The following is a 24535-nucleotide window of genomic DNA, read 5'->3' on the forward strand; positions in this document are numbered from 1 at the left end:
CCGTCTCCTCCCGGTTGAATGTCGTGCTGTCAGCCTGTCCGCTTTTCGTCGAAGACCGGCAGTTGGCCACGCTTTTCCAGTTCTTCGCGGATCATCTTCTTGGTAATCTTGCCATAGGCGGATTTTGGCATGGCCTCCCAGAAAACCACGGTCTTTGGTAGCTTGTAACGGGCCATCTTGCCCTCGAGATAGGCCTTGAGGTCGATGCCGCCGATATCGGCACCGTCCCGCGCAACACAGACGGCAAGGCCCACCTCGCCCCACACCGCATCCGGCACGCCTAGAACTGCGGTTTCACTGATATCGGGATGCATGAGGATTTTTTCTTCGATTTCCCGTGGGTAGATGTTCGAGCCGCCGGAAATATACATGTCGGAGGCGCGACCAGTAATGTAAACGAAGCCGTTTTCGTCACGGTGGCCAAGGTCGCCGGTGCGGAACCAGCCATTGCGGAAGGCCTTCGCATTCGCCTCCGGGTTTTCGTAATAACCGGCGAAGACAGCGGGACCGATAACGCAAATCTCGCCGGTTTCGCCCGCGCCAACCTCCTCGCCCGCGTCGTTCTGGATTTGCACTTCCATACCCGTACGGTCGAATCCGCAGGTGCCGATGCGCGCTTGCGGACCGTCTTCGGCGCTATGGAAGGAAGGAGGCAGCACGGTGATGTTTCCGGTGACCTCACCCAGCCCGAAATATTGCACCAGCACCGGGCCGAGCTTGGCGAGTGCCCGTTTCTGATCAGCGCGATACATCGGGGCGCCGGCATAGATGACGTAGCGCAGCGAAGAATGATCGTATTGATCGACGGAAGGATCTTCGATCAACATTTTGAGAATGGTCGGCACCGTGAAAGCATTGGTGACACGCCACTTCTCGATCAGTGCCCATACCGCCGCAACATCGAGTTTTTCCGACGCTGGTAGGACGGTTTTCACGCCGTGCGCCACCTGCACCAATTGATGGACACCCGCGCCGTGCGAAAGCGGGGCGACGACGATGGAGGCGTCATCCGGCCCGGTAGCGGGCATCAGGTCGCAAAGGTGGTTGGTGATGACGAAAGCCATCTGGCCATGCGTCAAAACAGCGGCCTTGGGACGGCCAGTGGTGCCTGACGTGAAGAAGAACCAGCAGGGATCGTCGCGATCCACAGCCTGGCTCTTCACCCTCATCCCCTGGTGGCGATCAACGATGGCATCGTAATCGTCGCCGAACTCCGCTTGCCCGATGGCGATCGTGAAGTCGATGGCCGCCGCCGCACGGCTCGCTTGTGCATGGTCAGGAAAGGCGCTGGCGCAGATCATGCCGCGTGCACCGCTCGCCTTTGCCAGATAGGCGACCTCATCAGGTGACTGGCGGTAATTGGTCGGCACCCACACAGCACCCACCCGAAAGCAAGCGAACATGGATTCGAACATCTGATTGTTGTTGGAGGACTGCACCAGAATGCGGTCTCCCTTCGCGACGCCGAATTCATGGATCAGCGCATGGGCCATGGCATCAACCCGTGCTTCCATCTGAGCCCAGGTCCACGTCTTTTCACCCCAGACGAACCCGATGTGGTGAGGGTTCCGCCGCGCCGCCTGTGTCAGGAAATGCGAAAGGTTCATCACCCGCGTCGTTGAAGGCGCGACCCCGCCCGCAGGATGCTGCACGGCGTTCGGTGTCGTCATTTCACGCGCTCCATGATCGAGACATAATTGGCAACCGCAGTGCCGCCCATGTTAAACACGCCGGCCAGGGAAGCGCCCGGGATCTGCATCTCGCCAGCCTCGCCCATCAACTGCATGGCTGCCATGACATGCATCGAGACGCCTGTTGCGCCGACAGGATGGCCCTTGGATTTCAGACCTCCCGATGGATTGATCGGCAAGCGCCCGGTTTTCAGCGCCGTTCCCTCACACACGACCCGATGGCCTTCGCCGGGCTTCGCCAATCCCATCGCCTCGTATTCGATAAGCTCTGCTATGGTGAAGCAGTCGTGCGTTTCGACGAAGGAGAGATCGTCGAGGGTTGCCCCTGCGAGGTCGAGCGAGCCCGCCCAGGCGCGTCGCGCACCTTCGAAAGCCAGCGGGTCTCGGCGGCTGAGCGCCATGATATCGTTGACATGTTTGCGCCCCCTGAAACCTATTGCGCGGTTCAGCGTGGCAGCCGTTTCCTCGTCGGCGAGAACGATGGCGGCGGCTCCATCTGATATTAGCGAGCAGTCAGTGCGGCGCAAAGGCGCTGCGACGTAGGGGTTTTTGTCCGATACGGTGTTGCAGAATTCGAAGCCGAAATCCTTGCGCATATGAGCGTAAGGATTGACCGCGCCGTTCGCATGGTTTTTGGCGGCGATCATCGCGAGCTCTTCCGAGCGGTCGCCGTAACGCTGGAAATACGCCTGGGCAATGCGTCCGAACTGGCCGGCGAAGCCGCCGGGAATATTGGCCTCTTCCGCGCGGTAGCAGGCGGAAAGCAATATTTCGCCGACCTCGGCAGTAGGAAGCGCCGTCATCTTTTCGGCGCCGACGACAAGTGCAATGCGACCGCGCCCGGCTTCGATGAAATCCATGGCGCTGTAAAGGGCGGCCGACCCGGTCGAGCAGGCGTTTTCGAACCGCACTGCCGGCGTATAGGCGAGACGCTCATCTCCCATCGCCACAAGCGCACCCTGAAAGTCCTGTTTTGAGAAGCCGTTATTCATGACGCCAACAAAAATGCCGTCGATATCGCCGGCATCGACGCCGGCGTGTTCGATGGCGGGCGCCACGACCGAAGCCATCAACTGTTCGGTATTTTCGAGGGCCGACTTGCCGAAAGGCGAATGCGCCCAGCCGACGATCTGTGCTTTGCTCATTTGCTCGTTCTCCGTATCTGACGTTTCGTGTCGCCTTCACCGCCCGTTCGGGCACGGCTGGCCATCATTTCTGCGATGCGTGTTTCGATGCGGGTAACTTCATCGCGTAGCAGCGTTGCGAGTTCGGGCTGGCGCTCCGGCCGCATGCGGCTGTCAACGGCGGCGATGCTCAATGCGCCAGCCACCGCGCCATCGGGCGTGCGGATGGCAACCCCGATACCCCAGGAATTCGAGAGGATCAGGCCCGGATTAAGCGAGTAGCCATTCGCCCTCGTGGTTTCGACGTCGCGGCGAAGGCCCTCGAGGGTGATCCCGGGATAATTGGCGGCAATCAGCCCGCTATTGGCCGCGATAACGCTTTCCACCTCGGCATCGGAAAGCGCCGCCAGCATGGCGAGTGAACCGGCGCCAATGCCGAGCGGATGTTCGAAACCGGCCTGAAGCGCATGGGTGCGCACCGGCCAGGTGCCTTCTTCCCGGTAAAGGCAAAGCGCAAATGTATCCCGACGCACGGAAAGGAAGCTCGAATCCTCCGTGCGGCGCGAGATCCGCGTCAGCCCGTCCTGCGCCATCTGCAGCAGGCCGAAACGGCGCGATGACAGGCTGCCCAGCACGTAGGCTTCCTCGCCCAGATAATAACGTCTCGTTTCTTCATCCTGTTCGACGAGGCCGGCGCGGATCAGCGCCAGCAACAGGCGGCGGGCTGTCGGCTTGTTCAGACCGCTCTCGGTAACGATGACTGAAAGTGCTGCGCCGCGTTCCGCGTGCCTGCCGACCAGGGAGAGCAGCGCCAGGGCCCGATCCACCGCGCGGGCGCCCGTCAGATCACTTTCAACCGGGATAATTGTCGTCCCCATATCAGGAAAAAGCTCCCACAGCACAACTTTGCCCGCCGTCGACCGGCAGACAGATACCTGTAATGAATTTAGCTTCGTCGGACGCCAGAAATACGGCCGCTTTGGCAATATCGAAAGCGTCGCCCATTCGTCCCACAGGAACGGCCGCATTGCGTGCTGCCACCATATCTTCGACGGAGGAATATTGGCTGCTGATCTGCTTGTAGATAAGCGGCGTATCGATCATGCCCGGTAGAATGCAATTGGCGCGGATACCCTGCCTGGCGTATTGCATCGCAAGCGCCACAGTCGCCTGGTTCACGGCGGCCTTCATGGCGTAGTAGGCGAAATAAGGATAGCCGGTCCAGCGAATGGAAGCGAGCGAGGAGATATTGACGATGGCGCCGCCACCCTGCTCAAGCATGACCGGCAACACAGCCTTGGCGGTGCGGTAAACCGAGCCGATATTTAGATCGACTGAGGCGCGAAAGCGCTCCTCGTCCAGCTCGACGGGACCGCCCATATGGGTGACGCCGACATTGTTGTGCAGAATATCAATGCCGCCAAAGGTTTCGCAGGTGCGAGAGACGCTGGCTGAGACCGACTGGAGATTTGTGACATCGGCAGAAATTGCCAACGCCTCGAAGCCCTCATTGCGGATAATTTCAGCGGTTTCTTCGGCGGCTTCGGCGGAAAGATCGACACAGGCCACACGCGCGCCTTCACGGGCAAACTGCACGGCTGCAGCCTTGCCATTGCCGAACCCTGGACCTGATGATCCTGCGCCGAATACCAGCGCGCGTTTTCCCGTCAGGCGACCTGTCAAAACAGTCTCCATTCCACTCGTCAGACATAGGAGGCTGGCCCTGCCAAGGGCAGGACCAGTTGCTTTCAAGCTGTGTCAGGTCAGGCTTGCGCCGACAGCCTTTTCAAGAATGGCCCAGGCTTCATCGCCATATTTGCCTTTCCACTCGGAATAGAAGCCTGCGTCTTTCAGGGCGGCCCGGAAGAGCGTCGCATCCGTGTCGTTGAAGGTCATCCCCTTGGAAATCAGGTCTTCCTTCACGGAAGCATTCAGCTTCGCCACGTCGGCACGCTCGTCCTTGCCTGATTGGTTGAGGTTCTTGGCAACGATGGTGCGCAGGTCATCCGGCAGACGCTCCCAGGCGCGCTTGTTGGCCAGGAACCAGAAGCCGTCCCACATATGGTTCGTGACCGAGCAGAACTTCTGTACTTCGAACAGCTTGGCTGTGGAAATGATCGCCAGTGGGTTTTCCTGACCATCGACGACGCCGGTCTGCAGCGCGGTATAGACCTCCGCGAAGTTGATCGAGGCAGGGGCCGACTTGAAGGCCTTGAACATCGAGGTCCAGAGCGGGCTCACCGGCACGCGGATCTTGAAGCTTTCGAGATCGGCCGGCGTGGCGATGGGCTTGGAAGCGCTGGTGATCTGGCGGAAACCGTTATCCCAGATCGTATCCATCGCAACGAGATTCTGCTTCGCGATTTCGCCGCGGACATATTTGCCGAGATCGCCATCCATCGCCGCCCAGACGGAGTCGTAGTTCGGGAAGGCAAAACCGATGCCGCTGATGGAGGCGTTCGGCACCAGCGTCGACAGGATCAGAGGCGACAGCGTGAAGAATTCAACGCCGCCCGAGCGCACCTGGCTTAGAACGTCCGTATCGGCGCCTAGCTGGCTGCTGGGGAAAATACTGATGTTGACCTGTCCGTCGGTTTCCTTGGCGATGCGGTCGGCTGCCTCCTTGGCGCGGATGTTCATCGGATGCGCGGCGGGCAGGTTGTTGGCATATTTGTAGTTATACTGCGCCGCACGGGCGCGTGACACGAAGGCCGTCGCCAGAACGGCGGATCCGGCACCGGCGAGAATAGTACGTCTGTTGATATTCAATGCTTTTTCCTCCCAAAATAAAGCAGTGGTTTCGTATGGATCGCGAGCAGGCTCGCAATCATTTCAAAGCAGAATGGTCGACAGGCCCGGAATGGCCGCGATGAGCAGCAGGCCGACAACCATCGCCGCAAGGTACGGCCAGATGGCGGCCATTGCCTCGTCCGGTGAGACGTTGCCGATCTTGCAGGCGATATAGAAGCCGATGCCGATCGGCGGCGCCATCAGGCCGATATTCATGGCAACCACCACCACCATCGAATAATGGATGTCGTTGATGCCGAGGGTACGGGCGATCGGGAACATGATCGGCGCGAGCAGGACGATTGCGGGAAGCCCTTCGAGCACACAGCCGAGGATCATGAAAATCAGGATAGACACCACCATGTAAGTCATCCAGCCGCCCGGAAGATCGGTGATCATCGCGGTCAGCTGGAACGCGAAGCCGCTCTGGGTCAGCCCCCATGCCATGGCCGATGCGCAACCGAGGATCAACAGGATGGCGCCGGAAAGGGCCGCCGTTTCGACCAGCATCGAATAAAGCTTCTTGAAGCTGATGCCGCCATAGAGCACTGCGCCGATAATCATGGCGTACAATACGGCAATGGTAGAGACTTCGGTGGCTGTCGCCACACCGCCGCCGACAAGGCTGCGGATAAGGAAAGGCAGAACCAGCGCCGGGGCGGCGATCAGGGCCGCCTTACCAACCAGCGGCCAGGGCGTGCGCTTCGCACCCTCCATGTTTTCATGGCGTGCCTTCCAGCGAGCCAGAACGGCCAGCACGAGGAGCAGCACCATGGCGATCATGAAGCCGGAGGTGAAGAGGCCGGCAATGGATACACCCGCCGCAGATCCGAGAACGATCAGCACGATAGAAGGCGGAACCGTATCGGCCATGGCCGCGCCGGTTGCCAGAAGTGCGATCATTTCCTTGGGCTTGTGGCCTCGACGCTTCATTTCTGGAAAGAGCGCCGGGGCTACGGTTGCCATATCGGAAACCTTGGAACCGGAAATGCCGGACACCAGAAACAGCGAGCCGAGCAGGACATAGGACATGCCGGCCCTGATATGGCCGAACATGGACGACAGCAGTTCGACGATTGCCCGGCCCATACCGGTGGCATCAAGAACGCATCCCAGCAGCACAAAAACCGGTACCGAGAGCAGGATGATACCCGACATGCCCTCATCCATCCGCCCGATCATGACAATGGTCGGAACCCAGGTGGTGAATGTAAGGTAGGCGAGGGTCCCCAGGCCGAAGCAGAAGGCGATCGGCACGCCAACGACCAGAAACAGCGCGACGAACAGGCCGAGGAAGATCGCCAGATTGAGGTTGCCAAGGTTTTCCAATGCCGGGGAAGCCAGATAGAGCAGGCCAGAAACGGCGGCAACCGTTAGAAACGCAGCGACGATGTCGCGAATGGTTTCGCGCCGGAAGAGATTGTTGAGGACAAGAAGCAGCATGAGGCAGGCGCCGACCGGGAGCGCGGCTGCGCGAAACGTCATCGGAATATTCAGCGCCGCCGACGTCACTACCCATTCCTCGATGGCATAATCAATGGCAGGCTTGATGATCGCCGCAAGGAATGTCGCCACCAGCACCAGGGCGAGAGAGTTGATGTAACCCAGGATGCGCTGCGGGAACATGTTGAGGAAGAGCGTCAGGCGCAGATGCTCGCTGCGATCGATGGCGATTGCCGCACCCAGCATGGCAAACCATAAGAAGCACAGCGACGCCGCTTCATCGATCCAGACGATTGGCAGGTGGAGTGCGTAGCGCGACGCCACGCCCAGCAGCAGAAGGCCGATCATCGTCGCGAGCAGTACTGCGGCGATAGCCTCGATGGGTCGCATGAACCGCGAGCCCGTCACGGGCCCGCTGTGCAACAGCTCACCATCCAGCACAAATACGTCGTCATTCGCATCTGCAGTCATGGTCATCGGGGCCTCCTCTCCCACTGAATAACCTTCGCAATGAAGATGGCCGGCAACGGAAACGAGGCCGCGGCGCGACATCAGAACGCATCGTTGCCAGACTGGCCAGACCCCTCCAAAAGTCCGATGCGACGGTTTATTGCCTCCACAATATGGACCGTCATAAAGCGATATATTGGAGATAACGAGGAAGTGTCATCAAATCAACCGCAAAATAGCCAGTTTGCCCAGCAATTTCTCTCTCAACAACGATCCATATGGTGGACCTAAATATTTCGGGAGTGTGAGCGATCACGCTTTCGGCTACCGCCACTAGAAGCTTGGCGCGGGACGCGCCCCTATTCAATAGATCGGCAACTCGGGCGAGGCGGTTCCTGGTGTTCCCAACATATGAGCCGCTTTGCCTATCTCCAGAGGCAGGATCGCCTTGCAGGCCCGCTATCGGACCTTTACGGTTCCGACATCAGACCCGCGGGCGGTCCGGTATGAAAAAAGCCCTTTGAGGTCGTTATTCGGCCGGTTGTGGTGTGGCCTCTGACCTGCGGCTTTCGCGGTCCCCGGCGAGGCTGCGCTGACCGAGCGTGACGATCACCACCGTTGTCAGGCTTGCAGCCACCGACACCCAGAAACCGTTGTCAGGCCCAAATTTATCGATCACCCAGCCGGAGATGAAGGCGCCCAGGGCCATGCCGATGCCAATCCCGGTCATCACCCAGGTCACGCCCTCCGTCAGCATCGATTCGGGCACGCGCCGTTCAATGAGACCAAATGACGTTATGAAGATCGGGGATATAGCAACGCCGCTGAGGAAGACGGCCAATGCCAGAATAGCAACGGAAGTGTTGGCAACGAGTAACGGCAGGGCTGTGAGCGCAAGCACGCTAACGGCGATCAGCAACTGCCGTTGCAGTGGCAGTTTGGGATTGAGCGCGCCGAGAACAAGACCAACAATGAAGGACCCGATCGCATAAACGCCGATAACGAGGCTGGCAGCTTCCGGCTTGCCCAATTCCTTGGTGATTGCAACCGCGCTTACCTCGGCCGTTGCAAATGTGGAGCCGACGAAAACAAGCGCAATTGTAATGATCTGGACCGGCCGCTGGAATATGGCTGACCGTTCCGCGCGACCGCTTTCCGCCGGCCGCACTTTTGGCTCGGTGGACCTTTGCAGCAGAAAGGCGAGACTGCCGAGCGCCAGGAAGGTTGTGCTGACCATCATGCCAGCCTCTGGAAATAGCGAAACCGCTAGGCCGACCGAGAGTGAAGCGCCTGCAATGTAGACAAGTTCATCCGCCGCAGATTCAAATGCGAAGGCGGTGTTGAGTTCCGGCCGGTCGCGAAAGAGTTCCGTCCACCGGGCACGCATCATCGCCGGAATGCTGGGCATCGCAGCTGCAAGAAAGGCGGAAAGGAAGAGCGTCCAAACCGGCCATCTCTGGTTTGTTGCGGCAAGGAGGAAGGCAAAGGCGATGACCGAGATTATAGTGGCCGGGATAAGGACGGCGCTTTGTCCCTTGCGATCCACCAAACGGGAAATCTGCGGCGAGACGGCGGCGTTTGTGAGCGCAAAGGTCGCCGACACTGCGCCGGCCAGCCAATATTCACCGTGAGTTTGAGACAGCATGGCGACAATGCCGATCGGGGCCATGGCAATGGGGAGGCGCGCGAAGAAACCGGCGGCGGAAAAACTTTTTGCGCCTGGAGCCCGGAAGATTTCGCTGTATGGATTGGACATCGGGATGCACCTTGTTCTGAGGGTATCCACCACAAACATACGTGGCGTATGTGAATGAAGTAATTGCATACGCGGCGTATGTCAACTAATATACGTGCCGTATGTCGGACATGGAGTAATAATGCGCAAACCCCGCACCGAAATGATCGCCGAGACGCGGACAAAGCTGCTGGCTGCCGGTCGCAAGGCCTTTGGCAACTTGGGCTATGCGGAAGCATCCATGGACGATTTCACGGCGGATGCCGGTCTGACGCGCGGTGCGCTCTATCATCATTTCGGCGACAAAAAGGGTCTCCTGTCGGCAGTCGTGGCCGAAATCGACGCGGAAATGACGAAGAGGCTCTGTGAGATTTCCTCAAAGGCCAGCTCCCGCTGGGAGGGCTTTGTCGAAGAAAATCTCGGTTATGTGCGCATGGCTCTCGAACCGGAGATACAGCGGATCATGTTTCGCGACGGCCCTGCGGTGCTTGGTGATCCTTCGCGCTGGCCTAACGCCAATGGCTGCATTTCCGCCGTCGCCCGGAGCCTCGCGGCACTTCACGAAGAAGGCACTATCGGCGATATCGATCCCGAGGCCTGCGCCCGCTTCATCAATGCGGCAAGCAGCAGCGCTGCGCAGTGGATCGCTAATTCCGATGACCCCGAAGCAACGTCGAAACGGGCGATCGATAGTTTCAGGGCCCTTCTGGAAGGGTTGCGGCTCAGAAAAGTTTGAACGGGCCGGGCAAACTGCTCCATAGGGCACGCCTGATTTTTCCTGGCGAATCGCAGGTGCGCCGGTCGCGGCGGACAACTTCATTCGCCTGCCATTAATGAGAAATTCCGCGCCTACCGATACAGTTTTTCCGTCCAGCAAAAAAACGGGTCGATCCTGGTGATTTAAGTTTACTTTTGCCGAAGTTGCACGCCATCACGCTTACGGAATTCGCTGCCAGGCGTATCGCAAACGACGGAGGATGAGATGAAGGCACTGGTGCTGGAAGAAAAAGGCAAGCTGTCGCTCAGGGACTTTGATATTCCCGGTGGGGCCGGTTCAGGTGAGCTCGGACCGAAGGATGTGCGCATTCGCACCCACACGGTCGGTATCTGCGGCTCTGACGTCCATTATTATACCCATGGCAAAATCGGCCATTTCGTCGTCAACGCGCCCATGGTGCTCGGCCATGAAGCGTCCGGTACGGTGATCGAAACCGGTTCCGACGTCACCCATCTCAAGGCGGGTGACCGTGTCTGCATGGAGCCGGGTATTCCCGATGCCACATCGCGGGCATCGAAGCTTGGCATCTATAATGTCGATCCTGCCGTTCGCTTCTGGGCGACGCCGCCGATCCACGGTTGCCTGACACCGGAAATCGTTCACCCTGCGGCATTCACGTACAAGCTGCCGGACAACGTTTCCTTTGCCGAAGGCGCGATGGTCGAACCCTTCGCCATCGGTATGCAGGCGGCGCTGCGGGCACGCATTCAGCCAGGTGATATCGCCGTTGTCACGGGCGCAGGTCCGATCGGCATGATGGTGGCGCTGGCAGCGCTTGCCGGCGGTTGCTCCAAGGTCATCGTAGCCGACCTCGCTCAGCCGAAGCTGGATATCATCGCCGCCTATGACGGCATCGAGACCGTCAACATCCGCGAGCGAAACCTCGCCGAAGCAGTTTCGGCTGCGACGGACGGTTGGGGCTGCGACATCGTCTTTGAATGCTCCGGGGCAGCGCCAGCCATTCTTGGCGTTGCCACCCTGGCTCGACCGGGCGGCGCCGTCGTGCTCGTTGGCATGCCGGTCGATCCGGTTCCGGTCGACATTGTCGGCCTTCAGGCCAAGGAACTGCGGGTGGAGACGGTATTCCGTTATGCCAATGTCTATGACCGCGCCGTAGCGCTCATCGCCTCCGGCAAGGTCGACCTGAAGCCGCTAATTTCGGCCACCATTCCCTTCGAAGACAGCATTGCCGGTTTCGACCGCGCGGTGGAAGCGCGCGAAACGGATGTGAAACTGCAGATCGTGATGCCGCAATAAAGGACATGGCTTGCCGCTGATGAATGAGCGGCAGAGACGTTACGGAAAAGTATGAGTGTGGCCTGCCGGCATCCGGTGGGCCACACGTGAAAATTTCACCAGAAATCGTGTTTGGTTGCGCATTGTTTGAGCGCATCACGGCAAATTGAGCGAAAAAATCGCTGCCTTCGCCACGTCCTTAATCAGTCCTATCGGGCGGCTCTTCATTTCTCGACAAAAATGAGTCAAAAAAGTATCAGCAATTTCTTCGGCGTGATGTGGATGCAGAGATGCCGCACGCCCTATGCTCCCATCAACGCCTGGGACGAGCCATAAAGAGGAATGGCCCGCTCCGTGAATGCGGCGGACGTATGAGTGGGAGGGACTATGATGCAGCCCGATCTGGAACTGGTGCACATCCGCAAGGGCGAATCTTTCGCTGCCTGGCGGCATGGCTATCCGTTCCGTACCGTCCGCTGGCATTATCATCCCGAGTATGAAATTCATCTCGTCGTCGCGACGTCAGGCACCTTCTATATCGGTGATTTCGTCGGCCGTTTCAGCCCCGGTCAGCTCATCATGACCGGCCCCAATCTCCCCCAGAACTGGATCAGCGAGATCGAGCCGGACGAAATCGTTCCGACACGTTCCCTCGTGATCCAGTTTCCGGAGAGCTTTATCGAGGATGCCTGCGCCTCCATGTCCGAAATGGAAGTGGTGCGCGCGCTGCTGGACCGTAGCCGCCGCGGTATTCTGTTTGATGATGAGACCAGCGATCGCGTTCGTCCGCTGATCCTTCGGCTTATCGAGGCGCAGGGGCTGAAGCGTCTGGCGCTTTTCTGGGAAATTCTCGATCTCTTGGTCAATGCGCCGACATCTGAGGTGCTGGCAAGCCTTAGCTACGAGCTTGATCTGACGGGCATCGGCGATAGCGGTATCAACCGCGCTTTGTCGCATCTGCGCGAACATCTGACCGAGCAGGTTGAAGAGATCGATCTGGCTGACATGGTCGGCCAAAGCCCGAGCGCCTTTTCCCGCGCCTTCAAGCGCCATACGGGTACGACGCTGGTGCGGTATCGCAATCAGTTACGCATTGATCTCGCCTGTCAGATGCTTTTGGCGGATCAGGACGTGAAGGTGGCGGAGGTCTGCTACGATGTTGGCTTCTCCAACCTTTCCAATTTCAACCGGCATTTCCTCAAACTCAAGGGAATGTCACCGTCGAGGTTCCGAACCATTTTTGCGGCCCAGAAGGCAGCTGTGATGGCGGAGTAAACCAGCGACACATCGCCAATTTCTAAGAATTCGGGCAGAGGTCTGTCCGGAAACGGGCACTTGTTGCCCCAACTTTCCTAATGGGAGGAAGAGTGAGATGAAAATGAAATCCAAGTTTCTGATGGCGACAGCCGCAATTGCAATGATGGCCGCTCCGGCGCTAGCGCAGGAAAAGCTGAAGATCGGCATGACCTTCCAGGAGCTGAACAACCCCTATTTCGTGTCGATGCAGGAAGCGCTGAAGGAAGCCGCAGCAAGCATTGGCGCTGACGTTGTCGTGACCGATGCCGGCCACGATGTGGCCAAGCAGATCTCTGACGTTGAAGACATGCTGCAGCAGAAGATCGACATTCTGCTTCTCAACCCGACTGACAGCGCCGGCATCGAAGCCGCCGTTCACGCTGCCAAGGCTGCCGGCGTAATCGTCGTTGCTGTTGACGCCAACGCCAACGGCCCGGTCGATACCTTCGTCGGCTCGAAGAACCGTGACGCGGGCTACAAATCGTGCAAGCATCTCGGTGACGCGCTCGGCGGCAAGGGTGAAGTCGCGATCCTCGACGGTATCCCGGTCGTGCCGATCCTTCAGCGCGTCGAAGGTTGCAAGGCCGCACTCGCCGAATTCCCCGAGATCAAGCTGGTCGATACGCAGAACGGCCGTCAGGACCGCTCCGTTGCTCTCGGCGTCGTTGAAAACATGATCCAGTCGCGTCCGAACCTCGCCGGTATCTTCTCGGTGAATGACGGCGGTGCGATGGGCGCTCTGGCTGCGATCCAGGGCTCCGGCAAGGACATCAAGCTGACCTCGGTAGACGGTGCTCCGGAAGCTGTGAAGGCGATTGCCGAGGGTGGTCCTTTCATCGAAACCACCGCGCAGTTCCCGCGTGACCAGGTTCGTGTCGGCCTTGCCATGGCGCTCGCCCAGAAGTGGGGCGCTCGCGTCGTGCCGAAGGAAGTCCCGATCGACGTTATGGTCGTCGACAGCAAGAACGCCGGCGAGTTCAGCTGGTAAGAACTCCTCCCAGACCCCGTCCCCATCTCGTATGGGGGCGGGGTTAAATCCCGACCATTGAGGAGGGTGAAATGCTGGAACTGAATGGAATAAGAAAAAGCTTTGGCAAGATCGAAGTCCTGCGTGGCGTCGACCTTGAGGCGCGCGCCGGTGAGGTGCATGCGCTTCTGGGCGAAAACGGCGCCGGCAAATCGACGCTGATGAAAATCCTGTGCGGCATTTTGCAGCCATCCGAAGGAACGATCCGCATTGACGGCAAGGATCGCCGCTTCGCCAATTATGATGAGGCGATTGCCGCCGGTGTCGGCATCGTGTTTCAGGAATTCAGCCTGATCCCCTATCTCAACGCCGTCGAAAACATGTTCCTTGCTCGCGAAATCCGCGGGCCGCTGCGCCTTCTGAACAAGGGCGCGATGCGCAAGCGCGCAGCAGAAATCATGAGCCGGCTGGCTGTGGATGTGCCGCTCGACGTGCCGGTGCATCGGCTATCTGTCGCCCAGCAGCAGTTCGTGGAAATCGCCAAGGCGCTGTCGCTTGATGCCCGCATTCTCGTGCTCGACGAGCCGACCGCCACGCTGACGCCTTCCGAGACCGAACATCTGTTCAAGGTCATGCGTGAGTTGCGCCGTCAGGGCGTGGCAATCATCTTCATTTCGCACCACCTCGAAGAAATATTCGAGATTTGCGACCGCATCACCGTCCTGCGCGATGGCGAGCTGATCGGCTCGTGCCTGACCTCGGAGGTCGATAATGACCGGCTGGTGGAGATGATGGTCGGCCGGCGCATCGAGGCCAGCTTCCCGCCCAAGCCGCAGCTCGATCCTTCTGCCGCAAAGGTGATTGAAGTCGAAGAGCTGCAATTGAAAAAGGGCGGCCCTGTCTCGCGCTTTGAGCTGCGCAAGGGCGAAATTCTTGGTTTTGCCGGGCTTGTCGGCTCGGGCCGTACGGAAACTGTTCTCGCCATGCTCGGGGCGCATTCAGCCTCGCGTCGCAAGATCAAGCTCGATGGTGTGGAGACGCGTTTTTCCGGCCCCGATGATGCGCTGATGCGCGGCATTGGCCTGCTGCCTGAGAGCCGCAAGGAGGAGGGACTGATCACCAGCTTCTCCATCCTGCAGAATATCTCGCTGAACAACTACGGCAAATACCGCAAGGCGCACTGGTTCCTCGATCTCAAGAAGGAACTGGAGTACACGACGAAAGCAATGGCGCAAGTGCAGGTGAAGGCCCAAGGGCCTTATGCCCGTGTCGATACCCTGTCCGGCGGTAACCAGCAAAAGATCGTCATTGCCCGCTGGCTGAACCACGATATGCGCGTGCTGATCTTCGATGAGCCGACACGCGGCATCGATGTGGGTGCTAAGGCGGAAATCTATTCGCTAATGCGCGAATTCGCCGCCAAGGGTTACTCGATCATCATGATCTCCTCGGAGCTGCCGGAAGTGATCGGCATGTCCGACAGGGTCTGCGTCTTCCGCTCCGGCGGCATCGTCGCCACGGTCGAGGGAGACGACATCAATTCAGAAACAATAATGACAAACGCCACCACCGGGAGAGTTGAACATGTCGCTTGATGCAAACACCGGCACTGCCGCGAAAACCGGCGGTTTCAGTCTCAGTGCCATGCTGCGCTCACCGCTTGCCCTGCCGCTGGCGGGTCTGATTGTTGTATCCATCCTCATGGGGCTTGCGAGCGACAATTTCTTCAGCGTCAACAACATCATGAACGTCCTGCGGCAGGTTTCCGTCGTCGGCATTCTCGCCGTTGGCATGACCTTCGTCATCCTCACCGGCGGCATTGACCTGTCGGTCGGGGCTGTCATGGCGCTTATCGGCACGCTGTCTGCCGGCCTCATGGTGAACACTGGCCTCTCGCCCGCAATTGCGCTGCCGGCCGGCCTGTTCATCGGTCTGGGCATCGGCATTTTTAACGGGGCGCTTGTCGCCTGGGGCAAGATGCCGGCGATCATTGTCACGCTCGCCACCATGGGCATGGCGCGTGGCCTCGGCCTCATCTATTCCGGCGGCTACCCCGTCAGCGGCATTCCGAGCTGGATTTCCTGGTTCGGTGTCGGCCGTATCGGTGTGGTTCCCGTCCCTGTCGTCATCATGGTGGTGATCTACGGCATTGCCTGGGTACTATTGCAGCGGACCGCATTCGGCCGCCACGTCTATGCCCTCGGCGGAAACGAGTTGGCGGCCCGACTTTCTGGCGTGAAGACCCAGCGCGTCAAGCTTGCCGTCTATGGCATCTCCGGCGTCACGGCAGCTTTCGCCGCGCTGATCCTCACCGGTCGCCTTATGAGTGGCCAGCCCAATGCAGGCGTCGGCTTCGAACTGGATGCAATCGCGGCCGTCGTTCTTGGCGGCACGGCGATTGCCGGCGGCAGAGGTCTCATTCTCGGCACGCTCATCGGCGCGGTGCTGCTGGGCATTTTGAACAACGGCCTCAACCTGATGGGCATCAACCCCTATCTGCAGGATGTCATCAAGGGCGGCATCATCCTGCTGGCCATCTATATCGGGCGCGAATGGCGCTGAGCCGGCCCGGAAACATCTTCATAAACGCAGGAGAATTACATGTCTGAATCGCTGCAAGGCAAGATTGCGGTCATCACTGGCGCCGCATCCGGCATCGGGCTTGCCACCACAGAAGCGCTCTTGGAACAGGGTGCGACCGTGGTCATGGTCGACTGGAACGAGAAGGCCCTGAATGATCTGGTCGCCAAGCTCGGCGACCGCGCCATCCCGCAGGTCACCAATCTGCTCGATGCCGACAGCTGCAACGCGATGATCCCTGAGATCCTCAAGAAGGTCGATCATATCGACATTCTCTATTGCAACGCCGGCACCTATATTGGCGGCGATCTCACCGAAACGACCCCTGAAGCCATCGATAAGATGCTCAATCTCAACGTCAACGCCGTCATGAAGAATGTTCATGCCGTCGTGCCGCATATGTCCGAGCGCAAGACCGGCGATATCATCGTCACCTGCTCGATTGCCGGCCACTTCCCGACCTATTGGGAGCCGGTTTACTCCGGCTCGAAATGGGCGATCACCAGCTTCGTACAGGGCATGCGTCGCCAGATGATCCCCCACGGCGTGCGCGTTGCGCAGGTGTCCCCCGGCCCGGTCGTTTCCGCACTTCTTGCCGACTGGCCGGAGGAAAACCTCCGCAAGGCCAAGGAATCGGGCAGCCTCATCGATGCGAGCGAAGTGGCCGATGCCGTCGTCTACATGCTGACGCGCAAGCGCACCGTCACCATTCGCGACATGCTGGTCTTGCCGACCAACTTCGACCGCGTCTAAGACTTCAGGAGCGGCGGGGAAATCGGAACCGGTCCCGCCGCTTCAACCTAGTTAAGCACCGGATGAACCGCTCCGAGGAGTATCGTTAATGGCTTCCTATCTTGTTGGCGTCGATGTCGGGACCGGTTCGGCGCGGGCCGGTGTCTTTGATGTCGCGGGCAAGCTTCTCGCCACCGCCAAGCGCCCGATCAGCATGCACCGCGAGGATGGCGGCATTGCCGAGCAATCGAGCGGCGAGGTCTGGCAGGCGGTTTGCGATAGCGTACGCGAAAGCGTTTCGCGCGCTGGTATTAATCCGGCGGAGGTCGCCGGCATCGGTTTTGATGCCACCTGCTCGCTCGTTGTCCGCGGGCCTGACGATGAGACGTTGCCGGTTGGCGATGCCGGTCATCCGGAGCGCGATATCATCGTCTGGATGGACCACCGCGCCGTGGAACAGGCCGAGCGCATCAACGCCGGTGAACACGCGGTCCTTAAATATGTCGGTGGACGCATCTCTCCCGAAATGCAGACGCCGAAGCTTTTGTGGCTTCGGGAAAATCGGCCGGATATTTATTCCCGGGCTGAGCACTTCTTCGATCTTACGGATTTTCTGACATGGAAGGCGTCCGGCGCGCTTGATCGCTCTGCCTGCACTGTTACCTGCAAGTGGACCTATCTCGCCCATGAAAACCGCTGGGATTCGGAATATTTCGCCAAGATCGGTCTTGGAGATCTGGCCGAGCAGGGCTTTCGCCGCATCGGCGAAAGCGTCGTCCATCCGGGCACGGCGCTGGGCGCTGGGCTAACCGAAGATGCCGCACAGGCGATGGGGCTTAGAGCAGGCACCGCCGTTGCCGCGGGCCTCATCGATGCCCATGCTGGCGGTGTCGGCACAGTCGCTGCCGGTGGCGACGCTTCGAAATGCCTTGGTTATGTTTTCGGTACCTCGTCCTGCACCATGACGACCACAACTGAGCCGGCCTTTGTGCCGGGCGTGTGGGGGCCATATTATTCCGCCATGGTTCCCGGCGCGTGGCTGAATGAGGGCGGTCAGTCCGCCGCTGGCGCCGCAATCGATTACCTGGTTCAGTTGCACCCGGCTTTTGGTGAGGCGGAGTCGCTGGCCGAGAAGGATGGCAAGGCCTTGCCGGTCTGGCTGGCCGACCGCGCCATCGGCCTTGCTGCATCTGCTTCCGCTGCAGCAAAGCTCGCAGAGGATTTTCATGTGGTGCCGGAGTTTCTCGGCAACCGCGCGCCCTTCGCCGATCCGCATGCCCGCGCCGTCATCGCCGGTTATGGCATGGAAACGGGTGTGGATTCTCTCGTCGCGCTTTATGTGGCCGGACTTCTCGGCCTCGGCTACGGTCTTCGCCAGATCATCGAAACGCAGGCCCGCGATGGAGCGCCGGTGGAAACCATCAGTGTTAGCGGCGGCGCAGGTGCCCACCCGCTTGCCCGGCAGTTGCTGGCCGATGCGACGGGTTTCCCGGTCGAACTCATCGAATGCGAGGAGCCCGTACTTCTCGGCTCGGCCATGTTGGGTGCCGTCGCCGCCGGAACCTATCCGGACCTGATGGCAGCGATGCCCGCAATGTCGCGGATCGCCAGCTGTGCGGCTCCCGATCCCGCTTTCCAGAAGGTTCATCAGGCACGCTACGACGCATTTCTATCGCTTCAGAATGCGGCGCGCGCCATTCGCGCCGCCAGCCATGCCTGAACCGCGTCACACGCTTAGATCATCCGGCCGTGTAGGTCGCCAAACAACGAGGATTTCATGCAGTTTTCCGGAAAGTCCGTGATCATTACCGGTGCAGGCAAAGGCATCGGCCGCGCCTGCGCACAGCTGATGGCCGCTCGCGGCGCAGAGGTCGTGGCGATCAGCCGCACGCAGTCCGATCTCGATAGCCTGAGAAGCGAAATCGGAGGACGTTCGATCCGCGCCGATCTTGCCGACGTTAAGGCTACCCGCGCTGCCATGGCCGAAGCCGGCACCTGCGATTTTCTGATCAACAGCGCCGGCATCAACGTGCTGGAGAGCGTGCTGGATATGAGCGACGCAGGCTACGAGGCTGTGCTTGGCATCAATCTGCGCGCTGCCATCATCACGTGTCAGGAATTTGCCCGCGCCCGCGTCGCGAAGGGCGGGGGCGGTGCTATCGTCAACATTACCTCGATTGCCGGCCATCGCGGTTTTCAGGATCACCTTTGCTATGCGGCCTCAAAGGCCGGGCTTGAGGGTGCGACCCGCGTGCTTGCCAAGGAACTCGGCCCGCATGGCATCCGTGTCAACGCTGTCGCCCCGACCATCACGCTTACCGAACTCGCCGCCGAAGCGTGGAACGATCCCGTCAAGAGCCAGCCGATGATGGTGCGTCATCCTCTCAACCGCTTTGCGGAGGCGGAAGAGGTGGCGGAAAGCATCGCGATGCTGCTCTCCGATGACAGCAAGATGGTTACTGGCGCCGTGCTGCCGATAGATGGCGGCTTTCTCGCCGTCTGATCTGCGGTCCGGTCGCTTAAACATTCTTGCTTATTTCGACACTTCGGTGCGCGGCGTGCGGAAGCACCGCCGCGCATTTCGCTTGTGAAACACAGAGACATCTGGTCTGAAACCAGGCCAGTAGGTGCGCGGCTCAGGTCAGATCCGGGTGCCGGCCGACGAGTTGATCTCGTTTGGCCTGCAAGATCGATTTCTGCTCCTCCAGCCTCTCAAGTTCTTCATCAATCTCTTCCACGCTCTTTTCAATGTGCAGATATTGCTCCGCCAGAAGCGATTTCGCTTCCTTGCGGTTGGAGGCGTTGGGCGTATCACCGTAGAGAGGCCGATTGGCCGTTTCCTTGAGGAAGAAGGTCGTTGCGATACCGAAGACGGCGGCGACCATCAGGTAATAAGCCGGCATGTAGATGTTCTCGGTCGCTTCCACCAGCCACGCAGTGATGGTGGGGGTGAGGCCTGCCACGATGATCGAGATGTTGAACGAGATTGCCAGTGCGCTGTACCGGATACGGGCCGGGAAGAGGGCAGGCAAGGTGGAAGCCATGATGCCGATCAGGCAGTTCAGCGCAACCGCGAGAATAAGCAGGCCGAAGAAGATCCGGACCACTTGTCCGCTGGCGATCAGATGGAAAGCCGGCAGGGAGAGGAACAGGATTGCTGTGCTGCCGACGGCGAGAAACGGCTTTCGTCCAATCCGGTCACTTAAAAGACCAATGGCAGGCTGCACGAAAAGCATACCGACCATGACAGCGATGATGATGAGGACGCCGTGATCTTCGCTGTAGTTCAGCGTCTTCGACAGATAAGTCGGCATATAGGTAAGCAGCATGTAATAGGTCACGTTGGTCACGAGAACCATTCCGATGCAGATGGCGAGGGACCGCGTATGCTTGCTGGCGATTTCCCTGATTGGAACCATCGGCCGCTCTTTCAACGCCTGGCGATCCTCTTCTTCAGCGCGTTGAAGGCGCTCGGTGAAGGCAGGCGTTTCCTCCGCCGCGTGGCGCAGGTAAAGGCCGATTAATCCGAGTGGTGCGGCCAGGAAGAAGGGAATACGCCAACCCCAGTCGAGGAACGTTGCCTCTCCCAACGAGGCACTCAGCAAAACGACAAAGCCCGCGCCCAGGACGAAACCGGCGATAGATCCGAAATCCAGCCAGCTGCCTAGGAAACCTCGTTTACGGTCGGGTGCATATTCTGCAACAAAAATGGCGGCACCGGTATATTCGCCGCCGACCGAAAAGCCCTGTGCGAGCTTGCAAAGCAGCAGCAGGATGGGCGCCCATATGCCAATCGTTGCATAGCCGGGAATGAGGCCAATGCAAAAGGTGCTGGCCGCCATGATGATGATGGTGAGGGAGAGTACCTTTTGACGCCCGAACTTGTCGCCCATCGCGCCAAAGAAAACGCCACCAAGCGGACGAATGAGAAATGGAACCGAAAAAGTAGCCAGTGCCGCAACGGTTTGTACAGCTGGAGCTGCCTCGGGAAAAAAGACTTTGCCCACGGCATAGGCGACGAAGCCATAGACGCCGAAATCAAACCATTCCATGGCGTTGCCGAGCGCCGCCGCCGTCACGGCCTTCTTAACCTTCTGGTCGTCGATCACAGTCACGTCATCGATGCTGAGCGGCGTCGCCTGTATCTCATCGTTCAATTGTCGTCCCCTTCAATTGCCCGCGACCAAATATCGCGCGTCTTAAAAATGCCTGATCGGCCCAACGGTTCCATTTGAGCGGCGCGCGATCTTTGAACAAGGGGAAAGCTCCCAACGCAAAAACGCCCGGCTTGGCCGGGCGTTTAAGGATGGGGTTAAATCGAACTCAGTGATGATGCTCTGGCATCTCTTTCAGCTGATCCTTCGTCCAGGATGTAACGGCGTGTACATCACCGTCTTCATCACGCATGAAGTCGAGATCGCTGAGGGGAACGGCAACTGGCTTTGCGCCGATGCCAAGGAATCCGCCGACGTCGATGATTGCGGTGCTGCTCGCACCAGCGCCGTGGACGTGGTCGACTTTACCGACCTTATGGTCATCTGCGCCATAAACGGTAGCGCCCTCGAGCACCGAAGGCGTCAGTTCGGTTTCCGCAAGGCGGACATGATTGCTGTGGTCCATGGTTCTTCCTCCTGTCTTGGTTCACGAAAAATAAACTCATGCGCGGAAAAACCGTTCCATCGTTTTTGCGATGCTGCACAGGTGCACGTCGCAATTTACTGCTGGCGTGAGAAAGGCGGCATACACGGGGTTCACTGCCCGGTCCGGCTGAGGCCACCTTGCGTGGCAGCCTGTACCGACAGAAATTCCACTACATCCCGCTCTTTAAGTGGCGGCGCGAAAATGTAGCCCTGTACCAGCGTGGCGCCGAGGCTTTCGAGTGTTGCCAGTTCGGCGGGTGTTTCCACCCCTTCGACCACGCATTCCAGCTCCATGTCCCGGCTGAGGGCGAGAAGCGATTTCACGATTTTGTAGCTGGCTGGTTTTTCATGCAGGTCGGTTACGAAGCTCCGGTCAATCTTGATTTTGGTGAGCGGTAACGCGTGCAGCCGGGTGAGGCTCGAGTAGCCGGTGCCGAAATCATCGAGTGAGATACCGCAGCCGAGCCGCCGCAGCATTTCGACCGACTGTTTGACCTGTTCGAAATCATGGGCAAAAGCTGTCTCGGTAATTTCGAGATCAAGACGGCGGGCATCGAATCCGCTGTTTTCGATGATGCCGATCAGAGAGAGCACGCCTTCGCAGGCATTGAGGTCCTGGGCCGAAAGGTTGAACGAAAGCCGCACCGACGGCGGCCATTGTGACGCCGAAGCGAGCGCCCTCTTCAAAAGCGGCCGCGTCAGCGAACTGACGATACCCGCGCGTTCCGCTATGGCGAAGAATTGGGAAGGTGGCACCTGTCCAAGAACGGGACTACTCCATCGTGCCAGCGCTTCAAAACACGCCGTTGTTCCGTCGCGTATGTCGACCACAGGCTGGAAGACAACCGATAGCTCTTTTTCAATCTCCGTCTGTTTGAGCAGGTGTACGATGCGGGCTTCGATGTTGATCTGCTTCTCGTGTTCGGCGTCGAACAGAACGGCGTCCCCACGCCGGGTCCTCTTGGCATGATAAAGCGCGTAATCCGCCCGGTCGAAAAGCTCCTCGAGTGTCGAGGCGAGATGGGGAAACACGGCAATGCCCATGGATGCGGAAACATGAACCGTGCCCTCCGCCATATGGTAGGGCGCCCTTAATCGCTCGGAGATCGCATTGGCATTGGCCACGAGCTGCGCGTCGTCAGGAATGACCGGAGCGATGATGGCAAATTCGTCGCCGCCCAGTCGAAAAGCCTTGCTTGCTTTCAGGCTTTCGCTGAGGCGCTTGCTGACATTTATCAATAACCTGTCGCCCACCGAGTGGCCGTGGAGGTCGTTCACCGGCTTGAAACCGTCCAGATCGATAACGCCCAAAGCCAGCCGTGTGCCATTGGCTTTCGCCTTGTCAAGCTCCGCTTCCAGATGCGCAAAAAAAGCGCGACGGTTGGGCAGTTCGGTCAGGCTGTCCCTGTTGGCAAGCAGCAGGTTCTCGTTGCTGAGTGCCTCGGTGCGCTTCTGCGAAATGACCATGTTCTCGAAATTGCGGTAATTTGTGAGCAGGATCGACATCATGCCGGTGCATACCAGCAACATATTGATGGCAATGGCGACGAAGGTTGGTTGCTTTGAGGCCAGGAAGAAGGCGATGAAGGCACCGTTGACGATGACTGTCACCATAAATGCGGCCGAGCGGACATACATCAGACAGAAGATGCACGATATGACGGTGATCGCCATGTAGAAGGCAACATGGGAACGCGTATAGGCATCGCCATAGGGCACCAGCAAAAAGGACCAGATCGTAAATGCGATGGCGATACCGCCAGCCAGTCGATTTGTCCGCCTTAATATGGCATGAGCAACCTCAGCCGATGGCTCAATGCCCCGCGTTCTCCACCAGAAGGCTATCCTGAGCGTGCAGCCAAGCGTGAATAGAGCCGGAACGCCGACGGTCAGCCAAAGCGGTGCAAACCGAATATGCGTCGCGGCCAACGCCCATGTGCTGGAAAGCAGGATGAAATACATCATCGGCATCTGTCGTGTGAAAGCTTGGTGTTGTGCTTTCAGCAGATCAGGGTTGTCGGACCGCACGGACATGAAGTCCCGCAGTTTTTGCAAGGCAGTGGGTATCGTCATTCATGCGCTCTTCAAGTACATGCGCAATTTTTAACATGCCCATCATTACATCATCGGTAAGATGCAAGGTTAACTGAGAAGAAAGGCTGGCAACCGAAAGATGTAATAGCCGTTCGTCGCAACGTTTAAACTTCTGCCCGGCCGGCGTTCCTGCGAGCGCGACGACGAGACCGTCACTTCGGCTCGTCAGGTTGGCGATCACGTCGGTCTGAATTCCGTTCCGAAACTTCTGCACCTCAATTTTTGCGGTCGTTAAAAGTCGAACGTTTTGTTTCATGTGACCTCAAGCGGCCACGGATAGCTCATGTCGTCAGGAGACGAACATGACCTATCTCATCAAATCGCTTCAAGCATGTTTCATTCTGACTGTCGTCGCTCTGGCCGCGCCGGCGCAGGCGTCTCCATCGATGCAGACGGGCAGGATCACATCTCAGCCGATCGGACATTACGAGTTTTGTCAGAGGCATTCCGCAGAATGCCAGCCAGTCAAGTCAATGCCACCGCTTAATCTGACGCCTGATCTCTGGGCGACTATCGTCTCGGTCAACAATGCCGTCAATGTTGAAATCGACCAGAGAAGCGATATGGAAGTCTGGGGTTACGAGGACTATTGGGAATATCCCGATAACGGCGCGGGAGATTGCGAAGACCTGGCGCTGGAGAAGCGTAGGCGCCTGATGCAGGCTGGTCTCGATGTTTCGGACCTGTTGATAACGGTCGTGCGGGATGAACGCGGGGCGGGCCATGCCATCCTGACAGTGAGAACGGACCGGGGGGACTTTATCCTCGACAATATGCAGGCGAAGGTTCTGCGCTGGGATGAAACGCCCTACACCTACTTGAAACGCCAATCCACGGACCATGCCGGTCGCTGGGTGGATATTGATGGACCTGCTGCTCCGGCGATTGCAGCACGCGAGGTTGGCGAGGCTACAGCCACCTCAACCTCTGCAGCTGCCCGCCCTAGCTTGTTTGACATCTTCAAATCGCGTTGATGCGA

At 58.9% G+C, this 24535-nt stretch carries 21 protein-coding genes; 10 read left to right on the top strand and 11 right to left on the bottom strand.

The window, feature by feature from the left end; all coding sequences use genetic code 11:
- Positions 1-29 precede the first annotated feature (29 nt).
- From AT6N2_RS21865 to AT6N2_RS21895, 7 genes are all read right to left on the bottom strand, one after another.
- On the bottom strand, positions 30-1670 hold the full coding sequence (locus AT6N2_RS21865; protein ID WP_209091377.1) for an acyl-CoA synthetase: 1641 nt from the start codon (positions 1668-1670) through the stop codon (positions 30-32).
- Positions 1667-2836, bottom strand: a complete 1170-nt coding sequence (locus AT6N2_RS21870) for an acetyl-CoA acetyltransferase (protein WP_209091378.1) — start codon at positions 2834-2836, stop codon at positions 1667-1669. The genes AT6N2_RS21865 and AT6N2_RS21870 overlap by 4 nt, the downstream gene beginning before the upstream one ends.
- The gene (locus AT6N2_RS21875; RefSeq protein WP_209091380.1) at positions 2833-3693 is read right to left on the bottom strand and encodes an IclR family transcriptional regulator; all 861 of its coding nucleotides are present in this window, start codon (positions 3691-3693) and stop codon (positions 2833-2835) included. The genes AT6N2_RS21870 and AT6N2_RS21875 overlap by 4 nt, the downstream gene beginning before the upstream one ends.
- A 1-nt stretch (position 3694) precedes the next feature.
- Positions 3695-4498: an SDR family NAD(P)-dependent oxidoreductase gene (locus AT6N2_RS21880; RefSeq protein ID WP_209091381.1), complete on the bottom strand. Its 804-nt coding sequence runs from the start codon at positions 4496-4498 to the stop codon at positions 3695-3697.
- Between the two features lie 75 nt (positions 4499-4573).
- Complete coding sequence (locus AT6N2_RS21885; protein ID WP_144576478.1) at positions 4574-5584, bottom strand: TRAP transporter substrate-binding protein; 1011 nt, start codon at positions 5582-5584, stop codon at positions 4574-4576.
- A gap of 63 nt (positions 5585-5647) precedes the next feature.
- Entirely contained in the window at positions 5648-7525 is a 1878-nt protein-coding gene (locus AT6N2_RS21890; RefSeq protein ID WP_209091382.1) for a TRAP transporter large permease subunit, read from the bottom strand.
- A gap of 502 nt (positions 7526-8027) precedes the next feature.
- Positions 8028-9254: an MFS transporter gene (locus AT6N2_RS21895; RefSeq protein WP_209091383.1), complete on the bottom strand. Its 1227-nt coding sequence runs from the start codon at positions 9252-9254 to the stop codon at positions 8028-8030.
- 121 nt (positions 9255-9375) lie between these two features.
- On the opposite strand from AT6N2_RS21895, the gene AT6N2_RS21900 reads away from it, so the two are divergent.
- From AT6N2_RS21900 to AT6N2_RS21940, 9 genes are all read left to right on the top strand, one after another.
- Positions 9376-9969, top strand: coding sequence for a TetR/AcrR family transcriptional regulator (locus AT6N2_RS21900; RefSeq protein WP_209091384.1), 594 nt, complete (start codon positions 9376-9378; stop codon positions 9967-9969).
- 246 nt (positions 9970-10215) lie between these two features.
- Positions 10216-11268: an NAD(P)-dependent alcohol dehydrogenase gene (locus tag AT6N2_RS21905; protein WP_063946927.1), complete on the top strand. Its 1053-nt coding sequence runs from the start codon at positions 10216-10218 to the stop codon at positions 11266-11268.
- A 369-nt stretch (positions 11269-11637) separates the two neighbouring features.
- A complete protein-coding gene (locus AT6N2_RS21910) occupies positions 11638-12522 on the top strand; it encodes an AraC family transcriptional regulator (RefSeq protein WP_209091953.1) in 885 nt (294 codons plus the stop codon).
- A 97-nt stretch (positions 12523-12619) separates the two neighbouring features.
- Entirely contained in the window at positions 12620-13531 is a 912-nt protein-coding gene (locus AT6N2_RS21915; RefSeq protein WP_003522008.1) for an ABC transporter substrate-binding protein, read from the top strand.
- A gap of 71 nt (positions 13532-13602) precedes the next feature.
- A complete protein-coding gene (locus AT6N2_RS21920) occupies positions 13603-15105 on the top strand; it encodes a sugar ABC transporter ATP-binding protein (RefSeq protein ID WP_063946928.1) in 1503 nt (500 codons plus the stop codon).
- Complete coding sequence (locus tag AT6N2_RS21925; RefSeq protein ID WP_063946929.1) at positions 15095-16072, top strand: ABC transporter permease; 978 nt, start codon at positions 15095-15097, stop codon at positions 16070-16072. The genes AT6N2_RS21920 and AT6N2_RS21925 overlap by 11 nt, the downstream gene beginning before the upstream one ends.
- 39 nt (positions 16073-16111) lie before the next feature.
- A complete protein-coding gene (locus AT6N2_RS21930) occupies positions 16112-16843 on the top strand; it encodes an SDR family oxidoreductase (RefSeq protein ID WP_004438213.1) in 732 nt (243 codons plus the stop codon).
- 88 nt (positions 16844-16931) lie between these two features.
- Positions 16932-18542, top strand: coding sequence for an FGGY-family carbohydrate kinase (locus AT6N2_RS21935; protein WP_209091385.1), 1611 nt, complete (start codon positions 16932-16934; stop codon positions 18540-18542).
- Positions 18543-18599: 57 nt separating this feature from the next.
- The gene (locus tag AT6N2_RS21940; RefSeq protein ID WP_063946931.1) at positions 18600-19325 is read left to right on the top strand and encodes an SDR family oxidoreductase; all 726 of its coding nucleotides are present in this window, start codon (positions 18600-18602) and stop codon (positions 19323-19325) included.
- Positions 19326-19458: 133 nt separating this feature from the next.
- On the opposite strand, the gene proP is transcribed toward AT6N2_RS21940, so the two are convergent.
- The 4 genes from proP to AT6N2_RS21960 form a co-directional block, all read right to left on the bottom strand.
- On the bottom strand, positions 19459-20979 hold the full coding sequence (gene proP / locus AT6N2_RS21945) for a glycine betaine/L-proline transporter ProP (protein ID WP_063946932.1): 1521 nt from the start codon (positions 20977-20979) through the stop codon (positions 19459-19461).
- A 166-nt stretch (positions 20980-21145) separates the two neighbouring features.
- Entirely contained in the window at positions 21146-21442 is a 297-nt protein-coding gene (locus tag AT6N2_RS21950; protein ID WP_063946933.1) for a PRC-barrel domain-containing protein, read from the bottom strand.
- Positions 21443-21573: 131 nt separating this feature from the next.
- Positions 21574-23535 carry a putative bifunctional diguanylate cyclase/phosphodiesterase gene (locus AT6N2_RS21955; protein WP_209091386.1) on the bottom strand — a complete coding sequence of 654 codons (1962 nt, stop codon included), beginning with the start codon at positions 23533-23535 and terminating at the stop codon, positions 21574-21576.
- Entirely contained in the window at positions 23471-23812 is a 342-nt protein-coding gene (locus AT6N2_RS21960) for a hypothetical protein (RefSeq protein WP_209091387.1), read from the bottom strand. Before AT6N2_RS21960 ends, AT6N2_RS21955 begins: the two co-directional genes overlap by 65 nt.
- 46 nt (positions 23813-23858) lie before the next feature.
- Here AT6N2_RS21960 and AT6N2_RS21965 point away from each other — a divergent pair, with 46 nt between their 5' ends.
- Positions 23859-24530, top strand: coding sequence for a transglutaminase-like cysteine peptidase (locus AT6N2_RS21965; RefSeq protein WP_209091390.1), 672 nt, complete (start codon positions 23859-23861; stop codon positions 24528-24530).
- Positions 24531-24535 lie beyond the last annotated feature (5 nt).

The organism is Agrobacterium tumefaciens (assembly GCF_017726655.1).
Taxonomy (GTDB): Bacteria; Pseudomonadota; Alphaproteobacteria; order Rhizobiales; family Rhizobiaceae; genus Agrobacterium; species Agrobacterium tumefaciens_B.

Coding starts and splice junctions, on each gene's coding strand:
- AT6N2_RS21895 (WP_209091383.1), bottom strand. CDS start 9,254: ATGTCCAATCCATACAGCGAAATCTTCCGGGCTCCAGGCGCAAAAAGT.
- AT6N2_RS21965 (WP_209091390.1), top strand. CDS start 23,859: ATGACCTATCTCATCAAATCGCTTCAAGCATGTTTCATTCTGACTGTC.
- AT6N2_RS21935 (WP_209091385.1), top strand. CDS start 16,932: ATGGCTTCCTATCTTGTTGGCGTCGATGTCGGGACCGGTTCGGCGCGG.
- AT6N2_RS21905 (WP_063946927.1), top strand. CDS start 10,216: ATGAAGGCACTGGTGCTGGAAGAAAAAGGCAAGCTGTCGCTCAGGGAC.
- AT6N2_RS21925 (WP_063946929.1), top strand. CDS start 15,095: ATGTCGCTTGATGCAAACACCGGCACTGCCGCGAAAACCGGCGGTTTC.
- AT6N2_RS21915 (WP_003522008.1), top strand. CDS start 12,620: ATGAAAATGAAATCCAAGTTTCTGATGGCGACAGCCGCAATTGCAATG.
- AT6N2_RS21870 (WP_209091378.1), bottom strand. CDS start 2,836: ATGAGCAAAGCACAGATCGTCGGCTGGGCGCATTCGCCTTTCGGCAAG.
- AT6N2_RS21900 (WP_209091384.1), top strand. CDS start 9,376: ATGCGCAAACCCCGCACCGAAATGATCGCCGAGACGCGGACAAAGCTG.
- AT6N2_RS21955 (WP_209091386.1), bottom strand. CDS start 23,535: ATGACGATACCCACTGCCTTGCAAAAACTGCGGGACTTCATGTCCGTG.
- AT6N2_RS21890 (WP_209091382.1), bottom strand. CDS start 7,525: ATGACCATGACTGCAGATGCGAATGACGACGTATTTGTGCTGGATGGT.
- AT6N2_RS21920 (WP_063946928.1), top strand. CDS start 13,603: ATGCTGGAACTGAATGGAATAAGAAAAAGCTTTGGCAAGATCGAAGTC.
- AT6N2_RS21930 (WP_004438213.1), top strand. CDS start 16,112: ATGTCTGAATCGCTGCAAGGCAAGATTGCGGTCATCACTGGCGCCGCA.
- AT6N2_RS21865 (WP_209091377.1), bottom strand. CDS start 1,670: ATGACGACACCGAACGCCGTGCAGCATCCTGCGGGCGGGGTCGCGCCT.
- AT6N2_RS21940 (WP_063946931.1), top strand. CDS start 18,600: ATGCAGTTTTCCGGAAAGTCCGTGATCATTACCGGTGCAGGCAAAGGC.
- AT6N2_RS21910 (WP_209091953.1), top strand. CDS start 11,638: ATGCAGCCCGATCTGGAACTGGTGCACATCCGCAAGGGCGAATCTTTC.
- AT6N2_RS21875 (WP_209091380.1), bottom strand. CDS start 3,693: ATGGGGACGACAATTATCCCGGTTGAAAGTGATCTGACGGGCGCCCGC.
- AT6N2_RS21950 (WP_063946933.1), bottom strand. CDS start 21,442: ATGGACCACAGCAATCATGTCCGCCTTGCGGAAACCGAACTGACGCCT.
- AT6N2_RS21960 (WP_209091387.1), bottom strand. CDS start 23,812: ATGAAACAAAACGTTCGACTTTTAACGACCGCAAAAATTGAGGTGCAG.